Here is a 14,909-nt window from a genome sequence, read left to right on the forward strand (position 1 = left end):
CCTTCCCGTGTGTCGCAGCCCTATGCCCTTGCCGAATCGCGCCTTTGCTGCGTTGGCTGCGGCCCTCGCAGGCGGGGGCCGCGATCCCCGCCCGGATCGGAGGGCATCGCATGAGCGAGACCGGGGACACCTTCAAGAAGGCGCCCAAGCGCAAGCCGAGCAAGGGCAAGAGCATCGCCGTCTCCCCGGAGATGCGGGAAGCCTATGCCGAGATGATCCGCCAGAGAGCGGAGAAGGAGGAGGTCTACGGCCGCCACCTGCCCCAGGACGAGACCCGCCGCCGCTAGAAACCGTAGAGCCGCTTCGGGTTGTCGACGAAGAGCAGCCGACGGCGATGCTCGTCGGGCACCCACTCCGCCATCAGGTCGAGGAGCGCCGGCAGTTTCGGCGGTCCGTCCCAGGCGGCGACATGCGGCCAGTCCGAACCCCAGAGGCAGCGCTCCGGCGCCGCATCGTTGAGGGCGCGGGCCATGGGGATCGTATCCGCGTAGGGCGGTCCGGTGTCCGACACGCGGAAGGCGCCGGAGAGCTTCACGTAGTTCCCGTCGCGGACGAGGCCGAGGAGCGCCTGGAAGCCGGGATGGTCCACTCCGGCCGAGGCCGGCATGTGGCCCATATGGTCGAAGACCAGGGGCACCGGCAGGCGGGCCATCAGGCCGGCCATCTCCGGCAGGTGCCGCGCGTCGAGCAGGAATTGCAGGTGCCAGCCCATCTCGCGGGCGAGCGCGCCGTAGCGCTCGACCTGATCGAGCCCGACGCCGCCCCCGAACAGCACGTTGAGGCGAAGGCCCGTTACCCCCGCTTCCTTGAGGTCGGCCAGCTCGCGCTCGGGCAGGCCCAGCGGAATGACCGCGATGCCACGCAGACGCTGCCGGTTCGCCCGCAGGGTCTCGACCATCCGCCGGTTGTCCGTGCCGTGGACGCTCACCTGCACGAGGACGCCGTGCGCCATGCCCGTGGCGTCGAGCATGGCGAGGTAGCGCTCGGCTGGCGCCTCGGGCGGGGTGTAGCTGCGCTCCGCGACGAACGGATAGGCGGGCGGCAGGCCGATGACGTGGGCGTGGGTGTCGACGGCGCCCGGCGGCACCGCGTAGCGCGTCGGGCCGCCGGGATGCGGATCGGGGGCCGGGCAGTCGCGGATGTCGCTCATGGTCAGGTGTCCGCGTGCAGGACGCGTCCGCGCGTCTCGGGCAGGGCGAAGGCGGCGAGGAAGAACATGCCGTAGGCGATGGCCGCGAACAGGGCGATGGCCGAGGCGAGCCCGACCCGCTCCGACAGGTAGCCGACGAGGGCCGGGAACAGGGCGCCGAGGCCGCGCCCGAAATTGTAGCAGAAGCCCTGCCCCGAGCCGCGCAGGCGCGTCGGGTAGAGTTCGGTGAGGAAGGCGCCCATGCCGGAGAAGTAGCCGGAGGCGAAGAAGCCCAGCGGGAAGCCGAGCAGCCAGAGCACGCCGTTCGAGAGCGGCAATTGCGTGTAGGCGACGATGACCGCGATGGCGCCCAGGGAGAAGATCAGGAAGAGCGGCCGCCGCCCGAGCTTGTCCGCGAGCCACGCGCCGACGAGGTAGCCCGTGAACGAGCCGACGATCAGCGCCGCGAGGTAACCGGTGGAGGAGACGATGGAGAGGTGGCGCTCCGTCGTCAGGAAGCGCGGCACCCAGGTGGTGATGGCGTAGTAGCCGCCCTGGCAGCCCGCCGCCGCCAGCGAGGCGAGGATCGTGGTGCCGAGGATCGGGCCGGAGAAGATCTCCCACAGCTTCGGCCGGTCGCCGCTCGCGGCGGCGGCGGCGCGGGTGCGGGCGGCGACCTCCGGCTCCTTCACGTGGCGGCGCAGGTAGAACACCAGCAAAGCCGGCAGGGCGCCCACGGCGAACATCCAGCGCCATGCGCTCTCGGGCGGAAGCGCCGAGAACAGGATCGCCTGCGAGAGCACGGCGAGGCCCCAGCCGATGGCCCAGCCCGATTGGACCGAGCCCACCGCCCGGCCCCGGTACTCGGCGCGGATCGTCTCGCCGATCAGCACCGCGCCGGCCGCCCACTCGCCGCCGAAGCCGAGGCCGAGGAGGGCGCGGGCCACAAGCAATTGCTCGAAGCTCTGCACGAAGGCGCAGACCAGGGAGAAGAACGAGAACCAGAGGATGGTGATCTGCAGGGTGAGCACCCGGCCGATCCGGTCGGCCATGAAGCCGGCGATCCAGCCGCCCAGCGCCGAGGCCAGCAGCGTCACCGTGGCGGCGAGCCCCGCCGTGCCGGGATCGACCTTCCACAGCGCGATGATCGTGCCGATCACCAGCGGGTAGATCATGAAGTCCATGCCGTCGAGGCACCATCCGGCGGCGCAGGCCCAGAAGGTGTGCCGCTCGGGCGTCGTCATGGAGCGGTAGAAGGCGGTGAGACTCGCGTCCCGGATTTCGACCGCCTCGGCGCTTGGCGCCGTCCCCTGTCCGCCGACCGTATCCATGATGCACTCCCGTTTGACGGGAGTATCGGCCCGGTGCCGGAGCCTGTCCAACGGCGTTTGCGGCCGGTCCAAAGAAAAGGGCCGCCCTCGCGGGCGGCCCCTTCGCATCGAGCGTCTGCGGGTCTTAGTAGCAGCGCTCGATCAGCACGCGGCGGTAGCCATAGGGCGTCCACCGGACGCGCGGGACGGTGTAGCAGCCGCCGCCGTAGCCGTAATCGCCGCCGTAATAGCCGACCGGGGCGTAGCCGCCGCCATAGCCGTAGCCATAGCCCGGGTAGCCATACCCGCCGTAGCCGCCATAGAGGCCGCCCGCCGCGAGGCCCAGGCCGAAGCCCGCCAGGCCGAAGCCGATGCCGCGACCGTAGCCGCCGCGATAGCTGTAACCGCGATAGCCGCCGTATCCGCCACGGAATCCGCCGTAGCCACCCCGGAACCCACCGTAACCGCCGCGGAAGCCCGCGCCACGGAAGCCGCCGAAGCCGCCGCCATGGAACCCGCCGCCGTGAAAGCCGCCGCCGAAGCCGCCGCCGTGGAATCCGCCCCCGCCGAACCCGCGGGCATCGGCGCTCACCGGCGCAAGCGCCAGGGCGCCGGCCGCCAGAAGCGTAGAACCGAGCACTGCACCCTTCATCTCACGTCTCCTAGAAATCAGAACCCCATCGCTCCTGAAACGTGCATCTGGGCGAAACGGTTCGCACGGCTTGCGCGGCAGGCGGTCACGGTCCCGTGCACGTCGGGCGACGGCCCTGCGCGAAAACCGCCGTTTTCGGGCGGCAGAGGGACGGCGCGATCCACCTGATGATGCGTTCCATGCTCCTTCGTTCGGCCTTCCTCGCGCTCGTCGCCGGCCTCGCCCTGTCTCACCCGGCCCGCGCGGCGCCTGAGGCGGGCGAGCCCTGCCGGGCGATCCAGGCCCAGGGCGAGAGCTTCACGATCTGCACCGTCGATCTGCGCAAGCGCCGCCTGCGGGTGTTCTGGCGCCGGCCGGACGGGCAGGCTTATTCCTCCCTCCAGGCGCTGGCCGAGGCGCAGGGCGCGACGCTCGCCTTCGCCATGAACGGCGGCATGTACGACAAGGATCAGGCGCCGGTCGGGCTCTATGTCGAGGACGGGCGCGAGCTGCACGGCGTCTCGACGGCGGACGGGCCGGGCAATTTCCACCTGAAGCCCAACGGCGTGTTCTACGTGAAGGGCGAGAAGGCGGGCGTGCTCGACACGCCGCGCTATCTTCGCGCCCATCTGAAGCCTGATTTCGCCACGCAATCCGGCCCGATGCTGGTGATCGAGGGGCAGATCCACCCGAAGATTTCCGCCGACGGGCCGTCGCAGAAGATCCGCAACGGCGTCGGCACCCGCGACGGGGGGCACGTGGCGGTCTTCGCCATTTCCGAGCGGCCGGTGAGCTTCGGCGCCTTCGCCCGGCTGTTCCGCGACGACCTCGGCTGCCGCAACGCCCTGTTCCTCGACGGCTCGGTGTCGAGCCTCTACGCGCCGAACCTCGGGCGCTCCGATCTCGGGCGGCCGCTGGGGCCGATGATTGGCGCGGTGGCGAAATGAGTTAGCCCACCCTCCGCCTCGGTGTCTGACCGAGAAGCCTGAACGGCGCCACCATCCCGCCCCGTCTTTGCGAGCGTCAGCGAAGCAATCCAGGGCAGCGGGCCGCTTCCGAACGTGGCGCGTCCCTGGATTGCTTCGCTGCGCTCGCAAAGACGGGGGCGGAGGCCTGTTCGCCCAGCATCCTGAGAGCGATCATCACCCTCGCCGGACTTTCGCGTCAGCCTTGCAGCTGGCGGGGTGATCGACGCCGTCGCTCGAAACGGTGGGGCGGATCGTGTAGAGGCGGGCGGGTGCCCCTCGGGGGCCCCGGTACGCGTGATGAAGACCAGCCTCGATCACCTCCCCCGCCTGCGGCAGCGGCAACTCGCCTACGTCGTGCGCGTCCTGCTGGAGGAGTTCGAGAAGAAGACCGAGCGGGGCACCCAAGCCTGGACCCGGGGCGGACGCATCCTCAAGATCGTCCTGTTCGGGTCCTTCGCCCGGGGCGACTTCGTGGATTCCCCTCAGACCGACTACCTGTCGGACTTCGACATCCTCGTCGTGGTCAACTACCCGCAACTGACGGACAAGGCCGAGTATTGGGAGGAAGCCGACGACCGGTTGCTGAGAAGGCGGATGGTCGATGAGCGTTTTCCCGAGGTTGGCTTCATCCTTCACGCCTACGCCGACGTGAACGACCAGATCGCCCGGGGGCGTCCGTTCTTCCTCAACATCGCGCGCGAGGGGATCGCCCTCTACGAGGCGAAAGGCTTTCCCCTGGCCGCGCCGGGCAAGATGCCGCCGGAGATCGTCCGCGAAGAGACGATCGGCAATTTCCAGGGCTGGCTGCCGGATGCCGAAAGCGCCCTTGAATCATTCAGACAGCTGAAGAACAACGCGCCGAAATGGGCGGCCTTCCTTGCACATCAGACGGCCGAGCACGCCTATACCTGCGTGTTGCTGACGCTGACGCTGTATGCCCCGGCCTCCCACAACATCCGCAACCTGCGCAAGAAGGCAGAGGCCCTGGTGCCGGAACTACGGGCCGTCTGGCCGGCGAACCACGGCCTCACCCGTCGCTGCTTCGAACTGATCTACCAAGCCTACATCAAGGCGCGCTACTCGAAGCACTACAAGATCACCGACGAGGAACTGACCTACAGCTTCGCCCGCCTGGACGCGCTTGTCGCCCTGGTGCGGACGGCCTGCGAGCGACACCTCGCCGGGATGGGCATCGACCCCGCCACGCTGCCGCCGCCGGTCGAGCAGCCCTTCCCGTCCGCGCACGACCCGGAGTGAGCCGCGCACGCGGCGGGATGGGTCCATGCCTTACCGCTGGCCGAAGGACGTGTCCTTGAACAGGTCCTTCAGGTGGTGCGGCTGCGAGCGCCAGTATTGCTTCGGCGCGTGTACCCGCGCGCCGAGTTCGGCCGCCGCATGCCAGGGCCAGCGGGGGTTGTAGAGCATGGCGCGGGCCAGAGAGATCGCGTCGGCCTTGCCCTCGGCCAGGATGTCCTCGGCTTGCTTCGGCTCGGTGATCAGCCCTACCGCGATGGTGGTGAGGCCGGTCTCGGCCTTGATCCGCTCGGCATAGGGCACCTGATAGCCCGGCCCGACCTTGATCGCCTGCTTGGGCGAGACGCCTCCGGTCGAGACGTGGATCGCGGGGGAGCCCGCCTTCTTCAGGGCCTGGGCGAGTTCCACCGTCTCGTCGAGGTCCCAGCCGTCCTCGACCCAATCCGTGGCGGAGACCCTGAACCAGACCGGCGAACCGGCGGGCACGACCTGCCGCACCGCATCGTAGATTTCCAGCGGGTAGCGCATCCGGTTGGCGAGGCTGCCGCCGTACTCGTCCGTGCGCTTGTTGGCGATGGGCGAGAGGAACTGGTGCAGCAGGTAGCCGTGGGCGCCGTGCAGCTCCACGGCCTCGATCCCGAGGCGCACGGCACGCTTGGCGGTGGCCACGAACTCGTCGCGCACCCGCTTCAGGTCGGCGCCGTCGAGGGCGTGCGGCGGCACCTCCCCCTCGCCGTGCGCCACCGGGGACGGCGCCTCGGTGCGCCAGCCATAGGGGTGATCCGGCGCGATCTGCTTGCCGCCGGACCAGGGGGCGTCGCTCGACGCCTTGCGGCCGGCATGGGCGATCTGGATGCAGACCGGGATCGGTGCGTATTCGCGCACCGCGCCGAGGACGCGGGCCAGCGCCCGCTCGCAGCCGTCGTTGTAGAGGCCGAGATCCCAGGCGGTGATGCGCGCCTCGGGGGAGATGGCGGTGGCTTCCAGCGTCAGCAGCCCGGCGCCCGACATGGCCAGTTGACCGAGATGCATCATGTGCCAGTCGGTCGCCTCCCCGTCGCGGGCCGAGTACTGGCACATCGGCGCGATGAGGATCCGGTTCTCCAGGGTCAGGGAATCGAGGGTGAGGGACTCGAACAGGCGTGCGGTCATGGGGTCCTCCGGCATGGGGTCAATCTGGGGCAGTGCTGCGGTGCGGCCAAGCGGCCCCATCGTCCCGAACCGGGAACCCGCCGATTGGAAGGCCTGTTTTGTGTGCGTCGCCGCGCTGCGGCGGCCCAAGCGAGCCGCCTGAGGGGGCGAGATCGCCCAGGATTCCGATCATGATGCTTCCGAGATTCACCGCTCCGTTCGTGTTCGCCGCCGGTTGTGTCGCCCTCGCGGGTGCCTCCCAGGCCCAGCCCGCCGCCTTCGGTGGGCCGAAGATGTTGATCCACGGCAATTATTGCGGGCCGGGCAACAATGCCCCCCTGCCCCCCATCGACGCCCTCGACGCGGCCTGCGCCCGTCACGATGCCTGCACTCCGCAGGGCGGGTTTCCCTCTCGCGCCTGCAACCAGCGCCTCCAGCGCGAGGCCGAGATGATCTCCCGCGATCCGCGCATCCCCGAGAAGGAGCGCGCCATGGCCGAGGTGATCGCCATGGGTGCCGGCGCCATCCCGACGAGCCCCGACAACGGCCCCACCGCCACCGGCACTCTCACCCCCGCCGCCGGCATCGGCCTGCCGAGCGACGACGACGACGCGGAGTAAGCCCTAGCCGCCGATCCCGCGGGTCCTGAGACTGTCGCCGATCTCCTCGAGGACGCTCGCGTCGTCGATGGTGGCCGGCATGGTCCAGGGCTCGTCGTCGGCAATGCGCTTCATCGTGGCGCGCAGGATCTTGCCCGAGCGGGTCTTGGGCAGGCGCGGCACGGTGAGCGCCAGCTTGAACGCCGCCACCGGCCCGATCTCCTCCCGCACCTTCGCCACGAGTTCCCGCTCGATCTCGGCGGGGTCGCGGGCGACGCGGGCCTTCAGCACGACGAACCCACAGGGCACCTCGCCCTTCAGGGCGTCGCGGATGCCGATCACCGCACATTCCGCGACGTCCGGGTGGGCGGAGAGCACCGCCTCCATGCCGCCCGTCGAGAGCCGGTGCCCGGCGACGTTGATGATGTCGTCGGTGCGGCCGAGCACGGTGATGTAGCCGTCCTCATCGATGATCCCGGCATCCGACGTGTCGTAATAGCCGGGGAAGGTGGTGAGGTAGCTCTCGCGCATCCGCTCGTCCGAGCCCCACAGGGTCGGCAGGCAGCCGGGCGGCAGGGGCAGGCGGATCGCGATGGTGCCCATCGTGCCCGCCGGCACCTCCTTGCCGCCCTCGTCGAGGACGCGCACGTCGTAGCCCGGCATCGGCACGCAGGTGCTGCCGCGCTTCACCGGCAGGAGGCCGAGGCCGACCGGGTTGCCGGCGATGGGCCAGCCGGTCTCCGTCTGCCACCAATGGTCGATGACCGGCCGGTCGAGCACCCGCTCGGCCCAGGCGACGGAATCCGGGTCCGCCCGCTCGCCCGCCAGGAACAGGGAGCGGAAGGCCGACAGATCGTGGCGTCCGACCAGCTCGCCCTGCGGGTCCTCCTTCTTGATGGCGCGCAAAGCTGTCGGCGCCGTGAACAGGCACACGACCTTGTGTTCCTCCAGCACCCGCCAGAACGCGCCGGCATCCGGCGTGCCCACCGGCTTGCCCTCGTAGAGCACCGTCGTGCAGCCGTGCAGCAGCGGCGCGTAGACGATGTAGCAATGCCCGACGACCCAGCCGATGTCGGAGGCGCAGAAATAGGTCTCGCCGGGGGCGACGCCGTAGAGGTTCGGCATCGACCACGCGAGCGCCACGAGGTAGCCGCCCGTGTCGCGCACCACGCCCTTCGGCTTGCCCGTCGTGCCCGACGTGTAGAGGACGTAGAGGGGGTCCGTGGCCGCCATGCTCACGCAGCCGGCGTGCTTCCCCGCCGCCCGCGCGGCCTCCATCGTCCCGGCCCAGTCGTGGTCGCGGGCGGGGTCGAGGTCGGCCCGGCATTGCGGGCGCTGGAAGATCAGGCAGGCCGAGGGCTTGTGCGCGGAGGCCGCGATGGCCGCATCAAGGAGCGGCTTATAGGCGACGACCCGGTTCGGCTCGATGCCGCAGGAGGCGGCGAGCACCACCTTCGGCTGCGCGTCCTCGATGCGCTTGGCGAGCTCGTTGGCCGCGAAGCCGCCGAACACCACCGAATGCACCGCGCCGAGCCGGGCGCAGGCCAGCATCCCGACCATCGCCTCGGGCACCATCGGCATGTAGATCACCACCCGGTCGCCCTTGCCGACGCCGAGGTCGGTGAGCACGGCGGCGAGCGTCGCCACCTCGTCGCGCAAGGCGCCGTAGGTGATCGTCCGCTTGGTGCCGGTGACGGGCGAATCGTGGATGATCGCGACCTGGTCGCGGCGGTCGGATTCTGCGTGCCGGTCGACGGCGTTGTAGCAGGCGTTGAGCCGGCCATCCGGGAACCAGCGCCCGTAGGGGCCCTGGGCTCCATCGAAGGCGCGCTCCGGCGCGTGGTCCCAGGCGATGGCGCGGGCGGCGTCCAGCCAGAATGATTCGGGATCGCGCGCGGCGGCGGCGTGGGTTTCGGCGTAGCGGCTCGCGGGCATGGCGTGTCCTCGGGGTCGTGCGACGGTCTTCCGCCGTCTCGCGCCGAGCTTACCAGATCGCCGGCCGCACCGTCATCGGTGTCGCCCCTGGACCTTCGGGCATGAAAAAGCCGCGCCGTCCTGTGGGGAGCGGCGCGGCCTGCCTTGGCCTATCGTATGGGTGTCAGTGCAAGGTGCCGTTGGCTTGCAGCCTGTTCATCTCATCCTTGAGGTGAAGTTTTCGGCGCTTGAGTTCCGCTATCTGCTGGTCGCTTGCCGAGGGCCTGTGGATGGCCTCCTGAATCTCGCGCTCGAGGGCTTCGTGCTTGCGGGCGAGTTGGCTCAGATGCGTCTGCAGCGACATGAGGCGAATCTCCTGTCATTGTTCTGACACGGGCAGACTGACACAGGTTCGCGGGCCTGTCGAAGCGTTTTCGCTGGGCAACCTTTCGCAAGGGTTGCTCCAGCGCTTGCCCACCGCCGAGGCGTGACGCATGCTTCTGACCTTCGAAGGGGTTTCGGTTTTCCAGGGTGCGATGGCGGCTGAGTCGGGTGAGAACGGGCAGTCCGATCTGGAATCGGAACTGGTCCGGCTTCGCGAGGAGCATCGCGATCTCGACGGCGCCATCGAGGCGCTGGAGCAGAGCGTGGCGGGGGATCAGCTGCAGATCCAGCGGCTGAAGAAGCGCAAGCTCACCCTGCGGGACCGGATCTCCCACATCGAAGACGTGCTGACGCCGGACATCATCGCCTGAGAGCGGTGGGTCGGCAGCCGTCCCGCCTTGCGGTCCGCGTTCTGCGCGGTTAAGCGCCCTCTTTTGCTGGGACCACGCATGTCGGCGCCACCCGTCGCGATCATCATGGGCAGCCAGTCGGACTGGGCGACCATGTGCCATGCCGCGCAGACCCTGGATGCGCTGGCGATCCCCTACGATGCCCGCATCGTCTCCGCCCACCGCACGCCCGACCGGCTCGTCGCCTTCGCCAAGGGCGCGCGCGGGGACGGGTTCAAGGTGGTGATCGCGGGGGCCGGCGGCGCGGCGCACCTGCCGGGCATGGCCGCCGCCATGACGAGCCTGCCGGTCTTCGGCGTCCCCGTCGAATCGAAGGCCCTCTCGGGGCAGGACAGTCTGCTCTCCATCGTGCAGATGCCGGCGGGCGTGCCGGTGGGCACCCTCGCCATCGGCCGGGCCGGGGCGGTGAACGCCGCGCTGCTCGCCGCCGCCGTGCTGGCGCTCTCGGACGAGGCGCTGGCGGACCGCCTCGACGCATGGCGCGCGGCGCAGAGCGCATCCGTGGCCGAACGGCCGGAGACTCAAGGACAGTGACGCAGAACGCGATTGCCCCCGGCGCGGTGCTCGGGATCGTCGGCGGCGGACAGCTCGGCCGCATGATCGCCCTCGCGGCGGCGAACCATGGGCTGAAGGTCCATGTCTACGCCCCCGATGCCGACAGCCCGGCCTTCGACGTGGCCGCCCGCACCACCTGCGCCGCCTATGACGACGAGGCGGCGCTCGCGGCCTTCGCGGCGTCGGTGGATGTCGTGACCTACGAGTTCGAGAACATCCCCCGCGCCACCGCCGAGGTGCTGGCCCGCCACGCGCCGCTCCACCCGAACGCCGAAGCCCTGGCGACGACGCAGGACCGGCTCTCGGAGAAGGAATTCATCAATCGGCTCGGCATCCCCACGGCGCCGTTCCGGCCCGTGGACACCCCCGACGACCTCGCCCGCGCCCTGGAGACGATCGGCCTGCCGGCGGTGCTGAAGACCCGCCGCTTCGGCTACGACGGCAAGGGCCAGCGCATCATCCGCGAGCCCGGCGAGGGCGACCGCAACGCGATCTTCGCCGAGTTCGGCGGCGCGCCGCTGATCCTCGAAGGCTTCGTGCCCTTCGAGCGCGAGGTCTCGGTGGTGGCCGCGCGCGGCGCCGACGGCAGCTTCGCCGCCTTCGACCTCTGCGAGAACGAGCACCGCAACCACATCCTGGCCTTCACGCGGGTGCCGGCCGAGGGCGTCTCCCCCGAGACGGCGCAGGAGGCGTTCCGCATCGCCCGCGCCATCGCGGACGCCCTCGACTATGTCGGGGTGCTGGCGGTGGAGATGTTCCTCGTGCGCGAGGGCGGCGAGCGGCTCGTGGTCAACGAGATCGCGCCGCGCGTCCACAATTCCGGGCATTGGACCATCGAGGGCGCGCTGTCTTCGCAGTTCGAGCAGCACGTCCGCGCCGTCTGCGGCTGGCCGCTCGGCAGCGCGGCCCGCGTCGGCGGCCTGCCCTGCGAGATGGAGAACCTGATCGGCGATCAGGTCGAGGCGTGGCGCGCGCTCCTCGCGGAGCCCGGCGCGCACCTGCACCTCTACGGCAAGGGCGAGGCCCGCCCCGGCCGCAAGATGGGCCACGTCACCCGCCTCAAGGGCTGATTTCACCCATCCCGGTTGCGGCCCGCGCGCCACACCCGTCCGCCGGAAGAGCCGGCGGGCGGCGCGATTGCGCGGCCCGGCGGCGGGGGGCCATACCTTCGCCACATCCCGCCGCTTCCAACCGTTCCAGGGTTCGCCCGGCTGCGATCGGGCGGCCCGGCTTAAGGGGGCATTCACCGCGTTGCGCGACGTTGCGCGCGGGTTGCCGGAACCGGGCGCGATGCGCCGGCGCGGACAGGACTAGGGGCGGGGCACCGTGCGGGGCGCGGCGGCTCCCGGGAGAATGGGGCGATGACGCAACGCAACGGGCTCGTGAAGGCCGCGCTGGTCGGCGCGGCGGTGGTCGCGGCTGCGGGGCTGGCGGGCTGCGAGACCGTGGGTTCGGCCGCGGGCGCGCGCCAGTACGCGGTGCTGGAAACGGATACGACGGGGGCGACGACGAGCAACATCGCCTCGCTCAGCGAAGTGGTGCAGCGGAACCCGAACGACGCTGCTGCCTACACGACCCGCGGCGCGGCCTATGCCCGCGCGGGCCAGTTCAGCGAGGCGATCAACGACTTCACGAAGGCGATCCAGCTCGATCCGAACTCGGCCTCGGCCTACAACAACCGGGCGCTGGCCCTGCGCCAGACCGGCCGCAACGACGCCGCCCTGCAGGATTTCTCGAAGGCGATCAGCGCCGATCCGAATTACGGCCCGGCCTATATCGGTCGTGCCAACGTGGAGCGGGCGCAGGGCAACCTCGACGGCGCCCTCAACGACCTCAACGTCGCGATCCGCCTGAGCCCCGAATCGGCCGAGGCGTACCACGCGCGCGGTCTGGTGAAGCAGAAGCAGGGTCTCGACACCCAGGCCATCGCCGATTTCGACGCGGCCATCGACCGGAACCCCTTCGTCTCGGCGCCCTACGCCGCGCGCGGCCAGAGCCTGATCGCCACGAACCAGTATCCGAAGGCGATTGAAGACTACAACGCGGCGCTCAACGTGAACAACAAGGACGCCACGTCCTGGGCCTATCGCGGCCTCGCCTACGAGAAGTCCGGCCAGCGCAAGGAAGCGCTCGACAATTACCAGCGCGCCGCGACCATCGACCCGGGCAACGGCGTCGCGAAGTCGGGCCTCGCCCGCGTGCAGGGCGGTTTGGGTTCGGTGTTCAACTGACGCCCCGGAGGACGTGAGGGGCTGCCCCCTCACGCCGCCAGCAGGCCGTCCTCCGCGTCGGTGATCGTCCGCATGTGATGCGGGGTGTCGCCGAGCTGCGTCGCGATCATCGCGAGGCGCTTGAAGTGGTGGGCGCCGAGATATTCCATCGTCATGCCGATGCCGCCGTGCAACTGCACCGCCTCCTGGCCGAGGGCACGGCAGGCGGTGTTGATGCGGATCTTCACCGCCGCCAGCGCCGCCGCGCGGGCCGCCGGATCGTCCGACTCCACCATCATCGCGGCGTAGAGCGCCATGGAGCGGGCCTGCTCCAGCTCGATCAGCATGTCGACGGCCCGGTGCTGCAGCGCCTGGAAGGCGCCGATGGAGGTGCCGAACTGCGTGCGCGTCTTCAGGTACTCGACGGTGAGCCGGTGCAGGGTCTCCATCGAGCCCACCGCCTCGGCGGCCAGCGCCGCGATGCCGTGCTCGACCACCCGTTCCAGCAGGGGCAGGCCCGCCTCCGGGTCGCCCAGCACCGCGTCGGCCGGGACTGACACGTCGGAGAACGAGACCTCCGCTGCCCGGCCGCCATCCTGGGCCGGATAGGCCGTCACGCTCACGCCGGCCGCGTCGGCGGGCACGAGGAACAGGCCGATCCCGCTCCGGTCGCGCCGCTCGCCGGACACGCGCGCCGAGACCACGATCAGCCCGGCCGCGTCGGCGTTCGGCACGACGGATTTGGCGCCGTTCAGCATGAACCCGTCACCGCTGCGGCGGGCGGTGGTGGCTACGTCGAAAAGGTCGTAGCGCGATTGCCGCTCGGTATGGGCCAGGGTGAGCCGCAGGGTGCCGTCCACGAGGCCTGGGATGTACCGCTCCTTCTGCGCCGCGCTGCCACCGAGGCGCAGGGCGGTGCTGCCGAGGACGACCGAGGCGAGCAGCGGCTCCACCACGAGGTTGCGGCCCACCGCCTCCATGACGAGCATGGTCTCCACCGGCCCGCCGCCGAACCCGCCCTCCTCTTCCGTGAAGGGCAGGCCGGGAATGCCGAGCTCGACGAATGTCTGCCAGTTCGCCTCGGGGAAACCGAGGGGGGCGCCGGCGTGCTTCTGCCGGGTCTCCAGCGCGGGATAGAGGTCGGCGCAGAGCCGCTCGACGCTGTCGCGCAGGAGCGACTGATCCTCGTTCAGGTCGAAATCCATGCCGATCTCCCGTCAGAGCCCCAGGATACCCTTGGCGATCACGTTGTGCTGGATCTCGTTCGACCCGCCGTAGATCGAGACCTTGCGGTTGTTGAAGTAGCTCGGCGCGGCGGCATCGACCCAGTCGAACCCGCCCGGCAGGTCGTTGGCGCCCTGCCCCCGCGCCGGGGCGGCGAGCGCGAAGGGGCCGGCGAGTTCGAGGAGCAGTTCGGTCGCCGCCTGCTGCAATTGCGAGCCCCGGATCTTCAGGAGCGAGGAGGCCGGATCGGGCTCGACGGAATCCGCCCGGCCCTGCTTGGCGGCGACCCGCATCTGCGTGATCTCCAGGGCCTTCAGCTCCACCTCGACGCCGGCGACGCGGGCGCGGAAATCGCGGTCGTCCCACATCGTGCCCGCCCCCGCCGGCATCTCGCGGGCGAGGCGCTTGATGCGGGTGATCCGCTCCTTGGTGAGGCCGATCCGGGCGATGCCGGTGCGCTCGTTGGCGAGCAGGAACTTGGCGTAGTCCCAGCCCTTGTTCTCCTCGCCGACGAGGTTCTCCACGGGCACCCGCACCGCGTCGAAGAACACCTCGTTGACCTCGTGCCGGCCCTCCAGGGTGATGATCGGGCGCACGGTGATGCCGGGCGTCTTCATGTCGATGAGCAGGAAGGAGATGCCCCGCTGCTTCTTCGCCTCGAAATCGGTGCGCACCAGGCAGAAGATCCAGTCCGCGTGCTGGCCCAGCGTCGTCCAGGTCTTCTGGCCGTCCACGATGTAATGGTCGCCGTCGCGCACGGCCTTCGTCTTGAGGGAGGCGAGGTCGGACCCCGCACCGGGTTCGGAAAAACCCTGGCACCACCAGTCGTCGAGGTTGGCGGCGCGGGGCAGGAAGCGTTCCTTCTGGTCCTGCCGTCCGAAGGTCGCGAGCACGGGGCCGAACATGTAGCAGTTGAACTGCTGCGGTAGGGGCACCGCCGCCTGGAACAGCTCTTCCGTGTAGATGTAGCGTTGGACCGTGGTCCAATCCCGCCCGCCCCATTCCTTGGGCCAATGCGGCACCGCCCAGCCCTTGGCGTTCAGGATGCGCTGGCTGGTGACGATGTCCTCCTTCGAGAGGCCACGCCCCTCGGAGACCTTGCGCCGGATCTCGGCCGGGATCTTCTCCCGGCAGAAGCTGCGGACCTCGTCGCGGAAGGCGACTTCCTCGGGGGTGAAGCGGAGATCCAT

The 14,909-nt window shown here is 70.1% G+C and carries 16 protein-coding genes; 8 read left to right on the forward strand and 8 right to left on the reverse strand.

Annotated features, from left to right (window positions below; all coding sequences use genetic code 11):
- Nucleotides 1–110: 110 nt before the first annotated feature.
- A complete protein-coding gene (locus tag AAHF99_RS07850) occupies nucleotides 111–287 on the forward strand; it encodes a hypothetical protein (protein ID WP_342163583.1) in 177 nt (58 codons plus the stop codon).
- Here AAHF99_RS07850 and AAHF99_RS07855 read toward each other — a convergent pair.
- The 3 genes from AAHF99_RS07855 to AAHF99_RS07865 all read right to left on the reverse strand — a co-directional run bounded on the left by AAHF99_RS07855 (nucleotide 284) and on the right by AAHF99_RS07865 (nucleotide 3,091).
- On the reverse strand, nucleotides 284–1,150 hold the full coding sequence (locus tag AAHF99_RS07855) for an amidohydrolase family protein (protein WP_342163584.1): 867 nt from the start codon (nucleotides 1,148–1,150) through the stop codon (nucleotides 284–286). The two genes, AAHF99_RS07850 and AAHF99_RS07855, sit on opposite strands and share 4 nt — an antisense overlap.
- A 2-nt stretch (nucleotides 1,151–1,152) precedes the next feature.
- On the reverse strand, nucleotides 1,153–2,460 hold the full coding sequence (locus tag AAHF99_RS07860; protein WP_342163585.1) for an MFS transporter: 1,308 nt from the start codon (nucleotides 2,458–2,460) through the stop codon (nucleotides 1,153–1,155).
- Nucleotides 2,461–2,584: 124 nt separating this feature from the next.
- A complete protein-coding gene (locus AAHF99_RS07865) occupies nucleotides 2,585–3,091 on the reverse strand; it encodes a hypothetical protein (protein ID WP_342163587.1) in 507 nt (168 codons plus the stop codon).
- 179 nt (nucleotides 3,092–3,270) lie between these two features.
- On the opposite strand from AAHF99_RS07865, the gene AAHF99_RS07870 reads away from it, so the two are divergent.
- Nucleotides 3,271–4,017 carry a phosphodiester glycosidase family protein gene (locus AAHF99_RS07870; RefSeq protein WP_412759851.1) on the forward strand — a complete coding sequence of 249 codons (747 nt, stop codon included), beginning with the start codon at nucleotides 3,271–3,273 and terminating at the stop codon, nucleotides 4,015–4,017.
- A gap of 318 nt (nucleotides 4,018–4,335) precedes the next feature.
- Nucleotides 4,336–5,295, forward strand: a complete 960-nt coding sequence (locus AAHF99_RS07875; RefSeq protein WP_342163588.1) for a nucleotidyltransferase and HEPN domain-containing protein — start codon at nucleotides 4,336–4,338, stop codon at nucleotides 5,293–5,295.
- 30 nt (nucleotides 5,296–5,325) lie between these two features.
- Here AAHF99_RS07875 and AAHF99_RS07880 read toward each other — a convergent pair whose 3' ends face one another.
- Complete coding sequence (locus AAHF99_RS07880; RefSeq protein WP_342163589.1) at nucleotides 5,326–6,444, reverse strand: NADH:flavin oxidoreductase/NADH oxidase; 1,119 nt, start codon at nucleotides 6,442–6,444, stop codon at nucleotides 5,326–5,328.
- A 173-nt stretch (nucleotides 6,445–6,617) separates the two neighbouring features.
- On the opposite strand from AAHF99_RS07880, the gene AAHF99_RS07885 reads away from it, so the two are divergent.
- On the forward strand, nucleotides 6,618–7,043 hold the full coding sequence (locus tag AAHF99_RS07885) for a hypothetical protein (RefSeq protein ID WP_342163913.1): 426 nt from the start codon (nucleotides 6,618–6,620) through the stop codon (nucleotides 7,041–7,043).
- A 3-nt stretch (nucleotides 7,044–7,046) separates the two neighbouring features.
- On the opposite strand, the gene AAHF99_RS07890 is transcribed toward AAHF99_RS07885, so the two are convergent.
- Together AAHF99_RS07890 and AAHF99_RS07895 are read right to left on the reverse strand one after the other, a co-directional pair.
- Nucleotides 7,047–8,957 carry a propionyl-CoA synthetase gene (locus AAHF99_RS07890; RefSeq protein ID WP_342163591.1) on the reverse strand — a complete coding sequence of 637 codons (1,911 nt, stop codon included), beginning with the start codon at nucleotides 8,955–8,957 and terminating at the stop codon, nucleotides 7,047–7,049.
- 163 nt (nucleotides 8,958–9,120) lie between these two features.
- On the reverse strand, nucleotides 9,121–9,300 hold the full coding sequence (locus AAHF99_RS07895) for a YdcH family protein (RefSeq protein WP_342163593.1): 180 nt from the start codon (nucleotides 9,298–9,300) through the stop codon (nucleotides 9,121–9,123).
- Between the two features lie 172 nt (nucleotides 9,301–9,472).
- On the opposite strand from AAHF99_RS07895, the gene AAHF99_RS07900 reads away from it, so the two are divergent.
- The 4 genes from AAHF99_RS07900 (at nucleotide 9,473) to AAHF99_RS07915 (ending at nucleotide 12,516) form a co-directional block, all read left to right on the forward strand.
- Complete coding sequence (locus AAHF99_RS07900; RefSeq protein ID WP_342163915.1) at nucleotides 9,473–9,691, forward strand: YdcH family protein; 219 nt, start codon at nucleotides 9,473–9,475, stop codon at nucleotides 9,689–9,691.
- Nucleotides 9,692–9,769: 78 nt separating this feature from the next.
- Complete coding sequence (gene purE / locus AAHF99_RS07905) at nucleotides 9,770–10,264, forward strand: 5-(carboxyamino)imidazole ribonucleotide mutase (RefSeq protein WP_342163594.1); 495 nt, start codon at nucleotides 9,770–9,772, stop codon at nucleotides 10,262–10,264.
- Nucleotides 10,261–11,355: a 5-(carboxyamino)imidazole ribonucleotide synthase gene (locus AAHF99_RS07910; RefSeq protein WP_342163595.1), complete on the forward strand. Its 1,095-nt coding sequence runs from the start codon at nucleotides 10,261–10,263 to the stop codon at nucleotides 11,353–11,355. Before purE ends, AAHF99_RS07910 begins: the two co-directional genes overlap by 4 nt.
- A gap of 291 nt (nucleotides 11,356–11,646) precedes the next feature.
- Entirely contained in the window at nucleotides 11,647–12,516 is an 870-nt protein-coding gene (locus AAHF99_RS07915) for a tetratricopeptide repeat protein (RefSeq protein WP_342163596.1), read from the forward strand.
- Between the two features lie 29 nt (nucleotides 12,517–12,545).
- On the opposite strand, the gene AAHF99_RS07920 is transcribed toward AAHF99_RS07915, so the two are convergent.
- Nucleotides 12,546–13,700 (reverse strand): acyl-CoA dehydrogenase family protein, encoded by a 1,155-nt coding sequence (locus AAHF99_RS07920; protein WP_342163598.1) that lies wholly within the window; start codon nucleotides 13,698–13,700, stop codon nucleotides 12,546–12,548.
- 12 nt (nucleotides 13,701–13,712) lie between these two features.
- Nucleotides 13,713–14,909, reverse strand: a complete 1,197-nt coding sequence (locus AAHF99_RS07925; protein ID WP_342163599.1) for an acyl-CoA dehydrogenase family protein — start codon at nucleotides 14,907–14,909, stop codon at nucleotides 13,713–13,715.

Source organism: Methylobacterium litchii, assembly GCF_038442315.1.
In the GTDB taxonomy this organism is placed as follows: Bacteria; Pseudomonadota; Alphaproteobacteria; order Rhizobiales; family Beijerinckiaceae; genus Methylobacterium; species Methylobacterium litchii.